The 13,965-nt window shown below is 47.9% G+C and carries 11 protein-coding genes; 4 read left to right on the plus strand and 7 right to left on the minus strand.

The window, feature by feature from the left end:
- The first annotated feature begins 48 nt into the window (after nt 1-48).
- Entirely contained in the window at nt 49-1,782 is a 1,734-nt protein-coding gene (gene argS, locus UF06_RS14055) for an arginine--tRNA ligase (RefSeq protein ID WP_045570997.1), read from the plus strand.
- A 126-nt stretch (nt 1,783-1,908) separates the two neighbouring features.
- Nucleotides 1,909-2,337, plus strand: a complete 429-nt coding sequence (locus UF06_RS14060) for an HIT domain-containing protein (protein WP_039424844.1) — start codon at nt 1,909-1,911, stop codon at nt 2,335-2,337.
- A 51-nt stretch (nt 2,338-2,388) separates the two neighbouring features.
- On the opposite strand, the gene UF06_RS14065 is transcribed toward UF06_RS14060, so the two are convergent.
- The 5 genes from UF06_RS14065 to znuA form a co-directional block, all read right to left on the minus strand.
- Nucleotides 2,389-2,619 (minus strand): FeoC-like transcriptional regulator, encoded by a 231-nt coding sequence (locus tag UF06_RS14065; protein WP_045570998.1) that lies wholly within the window; start codon nt 2,617-2,619, stop codon nt 2,389-2,391.
- Nucleotides 2,616-4,889 (minus strand): Fe(2+) transporter permease subunit FeoB, encoded by a 2,274-nt coding sequence (gene feoB / locus UF06_RS14070; RefSeq protein WP_045570999.1) that lies wholly within the window; start codon nt 4,887-4,889, stop codon nt 2,616-2,618. The genes UF06_RS14065 and feoB overlap by 4 nt, the downstream gene beginning before the upstream one ends.
- A complete protein-coding gene (locus UF06_RS14075) occupies nt 4,890-5,117 on the minus strand; it encodes a FeoA family protein (protein WP_045571000.1) in 228 nt (75 codons plus the stop codon).
- Between the two features lie 659 nt (nt 5,118-5,776).
- Nucleotides 5,777-9,151 carry an AraC family transcriptional regulator gene (locus UF06_RS14080; RefSeq protein WP_045571001.1) on the minus strand — a complete coding sequence of 1,125 codons (3,375 nt, stop codon included), beginning with the start codon at nt 9,149-9,151 and terminating at the stop codon, nt 5,777-5,779.
- Between the two features lie 176 nt (nt 9,152-9,327).
- A complete protein-coding gene (znuA, locus tag UF06_RS14085; protein WP_045571055.1) occupies nt 9,328-10,200 on the minus strand; it encodes a zinc ABC transporter substrate-binding protein ZnuA in 873 nt (290 codons plus the stop codon).
- Between the two features lie 80 nt (nt 10,201-10,280).
- On the opposite strand from znuA, the gene znuC reads away from it, so the two are divergent.
- Together znuC and znuB are read left to right on the plus strand one after the other, a co-directional pair.
- Nucleotides 10,281-11,066 (plus strand): zinc ABC transporter ATP-binding protein ZnuC, encoded by a 786-nt coding sequence (gene znuC, locus UF06_RS14090; RefSeq protein ID WP_045571002.1) that lies wholly within the window; start codon nt 10,281-10,283, stop codon nt 11,064-11,066.
- Nucleotides 11,059-11,844 (plus strand): zinc ABC transporter permease subunit ZnuB, encoded by a 786-nt coding sequence (gene znuB / locus UF06_RS14095; RefSeq protein ID WP_045571003.1) that lies wholly within the window; start codon nt 11,059-11,061, stop codon nt 11,842-11,844. The genes znuC and znuB overlap by 8 nt, the downstream gene beginning before the upstream one ends.
- Before the next feature lie 75 nt (nt 11,845-11,919).
- Here znuB and sucD read toward each other — a convergent pair whose 3' ends face one another.
- Both sucD and sucC read right to left on the minus strand, forming a co-directional pair.
- The gene (gene sucD / locus UF06_RS14100) at nt 11,920-12,792 is read right to left on the minus strand and encodes a succinate--CoA ligase subunit alpha (protein ID WP_039424829.1); all 873 of its coding nucleotides are present in this window, start codon (nt 12,790-12,792) and stop codon (nt 11,920-11,922) included.
- A complete protein-coding gene (gene sucC, locus UF06_RS14105; protein WP_045571004.1) occupies nt 12,792-13,958 on the minus strand; it encodes an ADP-forming succinate--CoA ligase subunit beta in 1,167 nt (388 codons plus the stop codon). The genes sucD and sucC overlap by 1 nt, the downstream gene beginning before the upstream one ends.
- Nucleotides 13,959-13,965: the final 7 nt, after the last annotated feature.

Consider the following 13,965-nt stretch of genomic DNA (forward strand, 5'->3'; position numbering starts at 1 on the left):
GGCCACTTGCTTTCTGGGTTTTTCGTCCTTGAATTGAAGGAAACGCGTGTGAATATCCAAGCACTTATTAACGACAAAGTATCTCAGGCTCTCGAAGCTGCTGGCGCTCCTGCAGGCAGCCCTGCAGCAGTTCGCCAATCCGCTAAGCCACAATTTGGTGATTACCAGGCCAATGGCGTTATGGGCGTAGCAAAACAACTGGGTACCAACCCTCGAGAATTTGCGCAAAAAGTACTGGATGTTCTAGACCTAGAAGGCATTGCAAGCAAAACCGAAATCGCAGGTCCGGGCTTTATCAACATTTTCCTTAGTGAAGAGTTCCTCGCTAAACAAGCCGATGCCGCATTGGCAGATGCACGCCTCGGCGTAGCCGCTGAAGAAGCGAAAACCATCGTAGCCGATTATTCGGCGCCAAACGTAGCCAAAGAGATGCACGTTGGTCACTTGCGCTCAACCATTATTGGCGATGCAGTGGTGCGTACTCTTGAGTTTCTAGGCCACAAAGTGATCCGCGCCAACCACATCGGTGACTGGGGCACTCAGTTCGGTATGCTTATCGCCAACCTTGAGCGCGTACAGCAAGAGTCTGGCGAAGTTTCCATGGAACTGGCTGATCTGGAAGCCTTCTACCGCGAATCGAAAAAGCTTTACGACGAAGACGAAGCGTTCGCGGTAAAAGCTCGCGGCTACGTAGTTAAGCTGCAAAGCGGTGACGAATTCTGCGCCGAGATGTGGAAGAAGCTGGTGGATGTCACCATGATCCAAAACCAGCGCAACTACGACCGACTCAATGTGTCACTAACACGTGAAAACGTGATGGGCGAAAGCATGTACAACGACATGCTGCCAGGGATTGTTGCCGATCTAAAAGAGAAAGGCTTAGCGGTTGAAGATGACGGCGCGCAAGTGGTGTTTCTTGAAGAGTTCAAGAACAAAGATGGCGAGCCAATGGGCGTGATCATCCAAAAGCGTGATGGCGGCTTCCTCTACACCACAACCGACATCGCGTGTGCGAAATACCGTTACGAGCAGCTAGGCGCGGACCGCGTACTGTACTTCATCGATTCACGCCAGCATCAGCATTTGATGCAAGCGTGGACTATCGTTCGCAAAGCCGGTTACGTGCCAGAATCTGTCTCTCTTGAGCATCACGCGTTCGGCATGATGCTCGGCAAAGATGGTCGTCCATTTAAGACGCGCGCTGGTGGTACGGTTCGTCTGGCCGATCTGTTAGATGAAGCAGAAGTTCGTGCAGCGCAGCTGATCGAGTCTAAGAATCCAGAACTCGCAGAAGACGAGAAGAAAGCGATCGCGAACACGGTAGCAATGGCAGCGGTGAAGTACGCCGACCTTTCGAAACACCGCACTACAGACTACGTGTTCGATTGGGACAACATGCTCGCATTCGAAGGCAACACGGCACCGTACATGCAATACGCTTACACTCGCGTAGCCTCTGTATTCGCTAAAGCTGGCGTTTCTATGGATGAGCTACAAGGTGATATCAAGATCACTGACGAGAAAGAAAAAGCGCTTATCGCCAAACTGCTGCAGTTTGAAGAAGCGGTGCAATCTGTCGCGCGTGAAGGTCAACCACACATCATGTGTAGCTACCTATTCGAACTCGCAGGCCAGTTCTCTAGCTTCTACGAAGCGTGCCCTATCCTAGTGGCTGAAGATGAAGCAGTGAAACAAAGCCGTCTAAAACTAGCAGCGCTAACAGCGAAGACCATCAAGCAAGGTCTGTCTCTACTCGGTATCGATACGTTGGAGCGTATGTAAGAGGTTCTAGGTTCTAGGTTCTAGGTTCTAGGTTCTAGGCAATTAAGAAAGGTTGACGTGAAAGCGTCAACCTTTTGTTTTATCTGACGTATACTGATTTCACTCTCTTCAAACCGGACAACAACAATGAGTTTTGAACTGCACCCTCAATTGGCAAAAGACACCACTCTCATCGGTCACTTCCCGCTGTGTGTGGCATTGCTGCATAAAGACAATGCCGTGCCGTGGGTTATATTGGTACCCAAACGTGCCAACTTAAAAGAGCTGCACCACTTACCCATGCAAGAGCAGCAACAGTTTTTGCTCGAATCTCAAGCCGTTAGCCAAGCATTGGAAGCGACTTTTCGCCCAGACAAACTCAACCTTGGCGCATTAGGTAACATGGTGCCGCAGCTGCACATCCATCATATTGCGCGTTTTCAGACCGATGTTGCCTGGCCCGGCCCAATTTGGGGAAATACGCAAGGTGAGTTCCGCAACGAAGCAGAGCAAGCAGAGATGCTCGAACGCATCCGCAATGTGTTGTCATTGAGCTCACTGTTTCAAAAAGGATAATTCCGCAGGTATGAAAAAGAGCCGCTTCAGATGCGGCTCTTTTCTTTATGGTCACATTGTGACGGTGAGAGACAAGCCCTGTTGCTTTGTCACTGTGTAGCGCACACGAGTGACGTGATTCGCTTGGTTGGTATCAACTAAGCGACTTATCTTACCTTTCTTGATCCACACGTTAAGCATGGCATCAGCACCGTCATCACTCATGCCAAAGTGTTTGGCTAAATCACGACGAGAAACCATCCCTTGCGCGGCGATATACTGATACAGTTCATCTAAGATCACGCTAACGTTGCCTCTAAGCTGCGCTCTTTTTTACCCACTTGTCTCAGTAGCTGATAGGTCAAGACAAACAGTAGAATAATAGCGACCATCCATACCACACTACGCGCAGGGTGATCGGCTAAGTGAGCCGCTTGATAATAGAATGTCGCTCCACTATAGGCCAATCCCATCGTCCACAGGGCGATAAAGCGAGCATAAGGCGCACCAAACTCACGCACATAAGCCCCCATCGCCGCAACACAGGGCGTATAAAGCAAAATAAAGATCAGATAGGCAAACGCGGCGTGGCCAGAAGCGAACTTCGCTTTTAAATTACCAAAAATCGAGGCATCCACGGCTTGCTCTTCCGCAACTGCTGTTGAATCGGACAGATCGCCCACTTCAATCCCCAACGGGTCGGAAAAACTCAGGCCAGCTAAATTAGCTGGAATTGTCATCACCGCTTCTTTTAAACTGTCTGCCAAATCGTACTCTGCCGCTTCTTCCTCACCGGACGTGGTGTATAAGCTGTTCAACGTCCCCACCACAGCTTCTTTAGCAAAAATCCCCGTGATAATCCCTACAGTTGCAGGCCAGTTCTCTTGGGTAATGCCTATCGGTGCAAAAATTGGCGTGACTACCTGCGCCGCTTTCGACAACACGGAGTGTTCACTGTCCTGATTACCAAAACTGCCATCAGTGCCAAGCGAATTCAGAAAGCTGAGAATGGCGACTACCATAACGATGGTCTTCCCTGCACCCAATACAAAACGTTTTAGCTTTTGCCATGTTTTTAACAGCACGTTTTGCATCGTCGGGAATTCGTAGTCAGGCATTTCCATCAATAAACTGTCGCTACTGCCAGGATACAACGTCTTCTTCAAAAACAGCCCGGTAAAAATCGCCGCCACAATGCCAAGCAGGTACAAAGCAAAAACAACGTTCTGACCCGCGCCGGGAAAAAAGGCGGCAGCAAAAAGGGCATAAACGGGCAATCTAGCCCCGCAGGACATAAAAGGGGCCATTGATGCAGCCAGCTTTCGCTCACGTTCTTGATCTAAAGTGCGCGTTGCCATAATTGAAGGCACATTACAGCCAAAGCCCAACACCAGTGGTACAAAAGCCTTACCCGGCAAGCCAATTTTCTGCATCACTTTATCCAACACAAATGCGGCCCTTGCCATATAGCCGGAGCTCTCTAGCATCGCGAGAAAAAGGTACAAACAAGCAATCACTGGAATAAAGGTAGCAACCGTTTGTACGCCGCCACCAATGCCATCGGCTAAAATCGTCACTAGCCATACAGGTAAATGGTCATCAAGCAAGTGGTGGCCGCCATCAACCAGTAAAGCCCCTACACCGATGTCAAAGAAGTCAATAAAGGCACTGCCAATATTGATGGAGAACATGAACATCAAATACATGACAACAAAAAAGAAAGGGATGCCGATCCATTTGTTGAGGATGAACTGATCCAAGGTCTCGGTGGTGCTGCGACTTAACTTGCCCTCGGTACGACGCACACGCTTACAGATTTGATGCAAAAACGTATATCTCACATTGGCTACTTGCAAGTCGATATCAAGATCTAGATTACCTTTTTGCACCAAGACTTGATTTCGTTGACCTTCACTAAGGCCATTTAGCACAAGAGTATCCGATTCCAGAGCACGAATCGCCAACGCGCGGTAAGCGACTTCAGCACTCGTAAACATCGGCTGTAAATTTTTGATCGCCGCTTCCATCTCGGTGCCGTAATCTAATCCAACGTCGTTTAGCGCTACCCCCTGTAACAAAAGTTTATGCAGTTTTTCTTTAAACTGGAGAACTTGTTTGCTATCGGTGGCAGACAGGGTGACCACAGGGCAACCTAACACTTTCTCCAGCTCATCGACGCTGAGTAGTTGTCGCTCTCTCTTCAGAGCATCCATTTTGTTCAGCACCACAATCATTGGTCGCCCAAGTTCACGCAGCTGCAACGTCATATAGAGACTACGTTCAAGACTTGTCGCATCCACAACATTGATAATCAGATCGGCGGGGGGTGTTAATACAGCTCGAGCGGCAATCGATTCATCAATACTGTTACTGTCATTACCGCTGTCGAGTGAATAAATACCGGGCAGATCCGTCAGAGAAAAATCATCTCCGGCGTGCATGTAACGACCAGTTTTTTTCTCAACGGTGACCCCCGCCCAGTTTCCCACTTGCTGTTTTGCACCTGTCAAACCATTGAACAACGTTGTTTTACCGCTATTCGGATTGCCAACGGTCAGAATTTGATACTGCATTTATTTGCTCTCCACTTCGATCTGCGCGGCAATGTTTTCCCTAACGGCGAGAGAAACACCACGAACTTCGACTTGCAGCGGGTCACCCATCGGTGCGCGGCGTATCAGTCTGATCTCGGTATCTGGCAATATCCCCATCACCATGAGTTTTTTCCTGACATCAGTTGAGAGAGAGAGGAAAGCGCACACGGTCGCACGCTGCCCCTGCGCTAATTCGGATAACTTCATGATGGGTACCTTAATCGGAAATTGAAATGAGAAGGATTATTATTAGTGGTGTAATTTTATCGTTCAATACCCATCGCTTTATTGCGTGAAATCAAAGTTTACATTTTTGAAGCCGTAACTTTCGTCAATTTACGCCTCGTCACTTTCGTCAAAATCACCATCCGTATTCAAACTTTAAATTGGCAATATTTTTACAATTCCGTAAAATAATGTAATAAATCGTTTATCTTCAAATGCTTAACAAAAAGGTAATTATAATGTCGTATTAGTCAGGTAATGATGGCGTTATTTTTATAAAGAAAATAAGTGAGTTCTCATATAGTGAACCCATCGAGAGCACGTTCTCTCAGAAATTCCAGAGGTGACGCGATTTACTCGTGTCACTCCGGCAGCAAGCGAAGGTGTCCTTGACACCCGTGGTATAGTCCCCCCGGCTATACCACGATATTTTTTTCTACTCTCGTCACTTCTCAAACACGCTCAATTCTTTACTGCACGCTTCTAACTACGCTTCATTAGTCGTCATTGAGTTCTGTAGGATATTGTTGCACCAGACCGCTGTTTCTCAACCCATTAACGTTCTGCCGCTAGTCTCAGCCAACAAACTAACCCTAAATCATTAGCATTAGCGAAAGTTGCCAAAAGTAGTGGTGCGTTGATTAATCTTGCTCTTGTTGGTGCGTTGCAAATTTTGAAGGGGATAATCCGAAATGTATTTTAAACCGTTGGCTAAAATAGGAAGGATCGTTAAAACCAGAAGAAAAGGCGACATCGGCAATTTTCTCGCCGGCAAGTAGGCTTTCACACGCACGCTCTAAACGTACTTCGGTAAGATAATCTTTAAACGTTCTTCCACTGGCTGACTTGAAGCGGCGCTGTAAACTTCGCTCCGAAACATACAACATCTTCGCTGCCATAGCAGTACCAAATTCCGCGTCTTGATAGTGTTCTGCAACCAGACTTTCTACTTTGTTTAGCCAGTCGAGTTCTGGCGTTGCTGGCGGCTTCATTTCTTCCATGCCAGGCAACAGCGGCGCGGGTAGGTAATCGAACTCGGGCGCTTTTAGCCAACAAAGATGCAATTTATTGCGGGCATCACCGATAAAGGCACTAAATTGACCACCGCTGGCTGCAACCAACGCAGGTACGTTTTCAATACTTAGGTCTATCTGAGTTTTACTTCCCACACTGCTGCTTAGAGCGTCACCAGATAAACTCAAAGGCAGCGCATTTCCGTAGTCAATAAATGACAACTCCGCATACTGCTCTGCTTCTCGCAGATGAATTTCCAACGTCTGTCCACGGTAGGTTCGCCGCACGACACTCGCGAGGATGCTATTCAAGATCACATCCAAATTGAAACAATCAACCGTGATTCTGACATTGGCTTGCGCTTGACTCATATCAACTGTGATACCCGCTTTTGTCAGATCGTCAAACCATACGGCCACCACAGAGTGTATCACTTGGCTTAAATTATACTGTTGAAGCGCGTTTTCCTCTGACCCGTTAGGGGAACTAAGCAATTCATCCAACTGCATGTGGATTTTGTTCAGATGATCACGACTATCTCCCTCCAACAAAACGTCAGACTGAGGAACAATGGCATTTAAGCTAGATTTCACCGATTTAGCTACGTTATCCACCAAGAGATTGCGTACTTGTATCTGTTTACGCAACTGTTGGTTACTGTTGAGTAGCACTCGGCTCTGATGCCGCAACTGATTGGTTTTCAAGGCAACTTGGGCCATTAACTCACGGTTGTGTGCCATTACATAGCGCGAACGCCAAACAAACAGCAGAGCGACAAGCGCAAACGAAGAGAACGCAAACAGCAACCAGGCAACTTTGGTTAGATACCAAGGCTCTTCGACGACAAAATGAATCGATGCCCCAGGCATGTTCCCTTGTGCCGCTTTCACTTCTAGCTGATAAGAGCCTGGCGAGAGATGCTCAAAAGCGATTTGGCCAGCTTCTGTGGCTTGCCACTTATCTTGATTCAAACGGTAATAAAGTGACTGGTTATACGCAACGGGCATAACGCCAAGCATAAAACTGACCGAAGCACCATAGGGAATAAGATCAGGAACGGATTGATGATAGCCTGTAACCAGCACTTGGTTATCGACCCGCATTTGGCTGATCACCGCCTGTACAGGGGGGAGTTTTGAAATCAACAGCTCTTGACGATTAACAAACAACAGCCCCTCTTTAGAGCCAAACAGCAGTTGTCCAAGAGCGCCCTCATTCAGCGCGCTCGACGCACACACACCTTGTAAAAACTCGTTACTTAGAACCCCGTTCGGTTCACCAAAATGCTTGACTAGCTCTCCGGCAAAATTGTAAAAACTCAATCCTACCGAACTTGACATCCAAACCCCTTCTTTATCTGGAATTAAACAAGCTGGCCTCACGTTCTCCTGTGGCAAAGGAAGTTCGATAAAAGTGTTGTCACCTTTACGTTTACGATAGAGCCCATACGAACCTGCCAGCCAAAGGGTCTCGTCCATAGCACGGACTATATCAATGCTTTCGCCCAGCACAGAACTGCTACGATCAAAGCGAATTTTATTCTCCGCCAAAGTGTAAGCACCGTGGTCCGTGCGAACAACCAGACGATCTCCTGTATCGACTTCAAGACCGAGGACCTGTGCGGGTAAGTAAGTAGCTACTATCCATCTGTCGCCATAATCTTTTAGTTGTTGCGTAACCGCGTCTAAAGCAAACAAGCGATAGCCGCCGTTAAACCACACCGTGCCTTGCTGATCGATGGCAACATAGTCAACGGACCTACCCGCCAGTTCAGCAACTGCCTCATTTTGTCTAAGGCGTTGCTTGACAATATCGTAGATAAATACCCCTTTATCCGTTGCAATCCAAGCTTGCTGATGAGCAATAGCGAAGTCGTTGACTTTCCCCGGTAGATGGATAGGTATGAGCACGCGTTCTGAGTCCATACGATAAAGAGTTTGTCCATCTTGCAGCCACAGCCCCCCAGAAGAATCATACAGCGCTTTGTGGATGTATCCCGTCAATCGGCTCGCATTCCCAACTGAGAAAGGACTAAACCGTTCAAACTTACGACTAAATAAAGAGTGATAAAGCAAACCTGCATTGGTCGCGATCCAGATGCCACCGCTGCCATCATTCACCAGTGCGTAGATTTTCCTTTTTGCTAAGTCAATTCCTTGATGTGCAGAAGATTGGACTGGCGTAACTTGCCCATCCAGAAATGAATAGCTAAACAACCCATGTTCTGTTCCTACCCAATATTCTTGGCTCGTTTCGCTAATGGACAATACATGAGAGTCTCCAATCGTCACTTCTTGTTGTAACGGTTGGAAAATATTCACCAGCACAGCTCCACGCATAGTGCCCACTAACAACTCGCGGCGGGTATTGGAAAAATAGAGTTTCGAGACCGTATGCTTACCCGACGCTTTGATGTGGGTAAACTGCTTGTCTTGTGAGAGATAAGCCCCTGCGGTTGTGCCCAACACCCATTTACTGAGTACACGTTGCGCATCATTGATATAGACGTAACTACTATGATTGTTTTGATAAAGTGATAGCAGCGAGTAGGTATCAAGCAGGCCATTTTCTACGTTATAGGTGTAAAAATTAATCCCGTCACTGACCCAAATATACTGGTCTGAACTGCCGATTTTGCGAATTTGCGTACCAGGACTGAGGCTAAACACTAAGGAGCGTTTACGATTTGGATAGGTTTGAAAGACTTCATTGTCAACAAAAGTCCAGAAACTCCCCTCATGAAAGGCGACCTGTTCAGCGTTGAACTCTAAAAGGCTACCTTTTTTGGGAAGCACCGTGTTGCCATCATAGAACTGAACCCGGCCATGCACATCATGGATCCACAGCCCACCTTCTTTCCCGATAAAAAGGTTTTTTGCAGCCACAAAGGTACCCTGCTCCTGTCCGGGCAGTGGATAGAAAATAACAGATTGGCCATTTTCAGCTTGTGCTACCCACGGCAGCACAAGCCCAAATAGTATGAGGGCCAGTATACGGAGCAAGAGAACATTCCTTTCATACGTCAGGTCATCAACCGGACACTCATCAGCAATGGTGTTATTTTGAGCTGATAATTATCTGGTATGATATATCAATTACGAGCTGATGAAAGGCTCATGGCGTCAACTTGCGCTATTTTTCTTGTTAGATCACGTAAACTGGTTCGGTAAAATCGTTATTATTGCTTAAGACATTGCAGATAATCGCCAGCCAAGCCGTTGAGAAAACGGAAGTAGCTGCCATTTTCAACGGTGTACTTGCTGCCAATCGGGTCTAGCACGCCTCGATTCACAGGACTGTTACCAATCACCGTATCCACTACGGCTGGCGTAAATTGCGGTTCAGCAAACACGCACTGCACATCCCCTTTTGCCAGTCGGTTGCGGATCTGGATCAAGGTTTTCGCGCCCGGCTTTCGCTCTGGACTTACGGTAAAATGGCCAAGGTTGTTCAACTGGTATCGAGACTCAAAATACCCATAAGCGTCGTGAAAAACAAAGTAACCGAGCGTCGAAACGTCGTTCAGTTGCTTTTTAAGTTGCACATCCGTACTGGACAACTGCGTAAGAAAACGAGTGAGATTGCGCTGGTAAATCTCTTGGTGGGCCGAATCCAATTCAACCAGTTTTGCACTGATTGTTTTGGCCGCGATAGTAACGACATCCACGCCTAACCAGAAGTGAGGATCATAGTTACCATGATTGTGTCCTTCATGACCGTGATCATCTTGATATTCACGCAGCGGAATATCCTTAATAGCGCCGATCGTGATCACCTGCGGATGGCTTTCCAGCAACTTTTCCATAAAAGGCTCTAAACCTGGGCCAAACCAAATCACCAAGTCAGCATGGCGGATTTTCTTCATATCAGAAGGACGCAACGCATAATCATGTGGAGAAGCATTGCTAGCGAGTAGTACATCCGGCTTATCGACATCAAGCATAAGTTCATGGACAATCATTTGGATGGGTTTAATACTGGTAAGAACCTCCACAGCCCCGGCCGTGGTTGGCAATAAAAGTAAGAATCCAGTTAAAAACGCGCGCATCATCGTTCCCCAGTAAGGCAGTAGCATTAAGTGTAGTAAAATGTTACTTTATAACACTCATCAATTGCAAATAAGTTCCATTCATGTCGGCGTTAGTCAGTCTAAAGAACCTGTGCGTAACTTTTGACGAAAAAGCAGTCCTAGATAATATCAACCTCGAATTGCATAAAGGTAAAATCACCACACTTATCGGGCCAAACGGTGCGGGTAAATCCACACTGGTCAAAGTTATCCTTGGTCTGGTCAAACCCAGTGATGGTAGCGTTACTCGCCAGGACAAGCTCAAAGTCGGTTACGTGCCACAGAAACTCAAACTCAATGATGCGCTCCCGCTAAAGGTAAAGCGCTTTCTCAATCTCTCAGGCAAATACAGTCCGCAAGAAACGCTTGAAGCGGTGAAACTGGTTGGCGCGGAGCATTTGCTAGAGAGTAATATGCACAAACTCTCTGGGGGCGAAACTCAGCGCATTTTGCTTGCTCGGGCCCTACTGCAACGGCCAGATCTGTTGGTGCTGGATGAACCTGCTCAGGGCGTCGACATTCAAGGGCAAATTGACCTGTATGAGCTCATTGAGAGTATTCGTCATCGCTTCCACTGTGCGGTCTTTATGGTGTCTCATGATCTTCATCTCGTGATGGCGAAAACTGACGACGTCATATGCTTGCAGCACCATATCTGTTGTTCAGGTTCGCCCGCAGATATTACCCAGCACCCCTCTTACATTGCGTTGTTTGGCAAAGCCACTCAGCAATCGCTGGCGTTTTATCACCATCAACACAATCATCACCACCATGATTTAGCGGGTCAACCCGTTTCCGGCGAGGCGACAAGCTGCGGTCATCATCATCACGGACATCATCATGATTGAATTTTTGTTGCCTTCGATTCTCGCCGGTATCGGTATCGCACTTATCGCCGGACCTCTTGGCTCGTTCGTTGTTTGGCGGAAAATGGCCTATTTTGGTGACACTCTAGCCCATGCATCCCTGATGGGATTAGCGCTCGGCTTTCTGCTCGATATCAATCTCTACTTAGCCTTAGTCGTCTGCTGTCTGACTTTAGCGGTCATTTTGGTCACTTTGCAAAAACAACAGTTGATTGCGTCAGATACCTTGCTTGGCATTCTCGCCCACAGCGCACTTTCCATCGGTTTAGTCGCGGTAAGCTTTTTAGATAATGTACGTGTGGACTTGATGAGCTATCTGTTTGGCGATCTTTTGGCGGTCTCCGCACAAGATTTGCTGTTCATTTACGCTGGCGTCGTGGCGATTTCCGCCGCCTTGTTTATTTTCTGGCGCCCGCTACTGTCAACGACGGTGAACGAAGAGTTAGCCGCAGTGGAAGGAGTCAACACCGATTTGATTCGTCTGGTACTGATGCTCATGGTCGGCATTGTCATCGCTGTCGGGATGAAGTTTGTCGGCGCTCTTATTATGACCTCTCTGCTGATTACCCCCGCCGCTACCGCCAGACGTTTTGCCTCTTCTCCTGAACAAATGGCGTTTACGGCTGCGTTTTTAGGCGTTATCTCGGTTTTGTCTGGCTTAACGCTTTCATGGCATTTCGATACACCTGCTGGGCCATCTGTCGTCATCAGCGCAACAAGCTTGTTTGTGCTTTCACAGCTCGTACCACGCAACAGCTAAGTGTGCGACCACCACATTTATCAAGTAAAAATAAAGCCAGGCATGAGCCTGGCTTTACTCTATTGTTTGGTCAGATTACCAACCTGTTACTTCACGCAACGCTTTACCGATGTCAGCAAGGCTCTTGACTGTTTTCACCCCAGCCGATTCCAGTGCAGCGAATTTCTCGTCCGCTGTCCCTTTACCGCCAGAGATGATTGCGCCGGCGTGGCCCATACGTTTGCCTGGAGGCGCGGTCACACCTGCGATGTAAGACACCACTGGCTTAGTCACATTTTCTTTGATAAACGCAGCAGCATCTTCTTCTGCTGTACCACCGATCTCGCCAATCATGACGATCGCTTCAGTTTCTGGGTCTTCTTGGAACAGTTTCAAGATATCGATAAAGTTTGAACCCGGGATTGGGTCGCCACCAATACCAACACAGGTAGACTGACCGAAGCCTTCGTCTGTGGTTTGTTTTACTGCTTCGTACGTCAGAGTACCAGAGCGAGAAACGATACCCACTTTGCCCTTCTTGTGAATGTGACCTGGCATGATGCCGATCTTACATTCATCAGGCGTAATCACACCCGGACAGTTAGGGCCAATCATGCGCACGCCAGTTTCTTCCAGCTTCACTTTCACGTCGATCATGTCGGTCGTCGGAATGCCTTCGGTGATCGTGACGATCAGTTGAATACCTGCATCGATCGCTTCGAGAATCGCATCTTTACAAAATGGTGCTGGAACGTAGATAACCGTTGCTGTCGCGCCCGTTGCTTCCACCGCTTCACGCACGGTATTGAAGACTGGCAGGCCTAGGTGAGTTTGGCCACCTTTACCTGGAGAAACACCACCAACCATTTGTGTGCCGTAAGCAATCGCTTGTTCGGAGTGGAATGTGCCTTGACCACCGGTGAAACCTTGACAGATTACTTTGGTGTCTTTGTTAATTAGTACAGACATTATTTGCCCTCCGCAGCAGCAACAACTTTCTGAGCTGCGTCGGTTAGCGACTCAGCTGCAATGATATCCAGACCAGACTCGGCAAGCACTTTACGACCTAGCTCAGCGTTGGTTCCTTCGAGACGAACAACCACAGGTACGTTAACACCGACTTCTTTTACGGCGCCGATGATACCTTCTGCGATCATGTCACAACGGACAATACCGCCGAAGATGTTAACCAATACCGCTTTCACGTTATCATCAGATAGGATGATCTTGAATGCTTCTGCAACGCGCTCTTTCGTTGCGCCGCCGCCGACATCTAGGAAGTTGGCAGGTTTGCCGCCGTGCAGGTTAACGATATCCATGGTGCCCATTGCTAGGCCAGCGCCGTTAACCATACAACCTACGTTGCCATCGAGTGCGACATAGTTCAGTTCCCACTGCGCCGCGTGCGCTTCACGAGCATCTTCCTGCGAAGGATCGTGCATTTCGCGCAGTTTTGGCTGACGGTACATCGCGTTTGAATCGATGTTGATCTTGCCATCCAAACACAGCAGATTGCCTTCAGCAGTGATCACTAGCGGGTTGATTTCCAATAGTGCCAGGTCATACTGAGAGAACATCTGACCCAAACCCATGAAGATTTTCACGAACTGTTTGATCTGATCGCCCGTAAGGCCAAGTTTGAAAGCCAGTTCACGGCCTTGATATGCCTGAGGGCCTACCAGTGGATCGATAGCCGCTTTGTGGATCAGCTCTGGCGTTTCTTCCGCCACTTTCTCGATTTCCACACCACCTTCGGTAGATGCCATGAAAACGATACGACGCGTTGCACGGTCGACTACCGCGCCCAAGTACAGTTCGTTAGCGATGTTTGACGCTTCTTCAACAAGGATCTTGGTGACTGGCTGACCATTTGCATCGGTTTGATAAGTAACTAGGTTTTTACCTAGCCATTTTTGTGCAAACTCTTTCACACCATCTTTAGTATCGTGCAGTTCAACACCGCCCGCTTTACCGCGGCCACCAGCGTGAACCTGACATTTTACGACTTTCTTGGCTGTACTAATACGACCTGCAGCCTCAAACGCTTCTTGTGGGGTGTCACAAGCGTAGCCTTCCGGTACAGGCAAACCGAATTCTGCAAACAGCTGTTTGGCTTGATATTCATGCAAATTCATTGTGTTA

Source organism: Vibrio sp. S234-5 (assembly GCF_000960595.1).
In the GTDB taxonomy this organism is placed as follows: domain Bacteria; phylum Pseudomonadota; class Gammaproteobacteria; order Enterobacterales; family Vibrionaceae; genus Vibrio.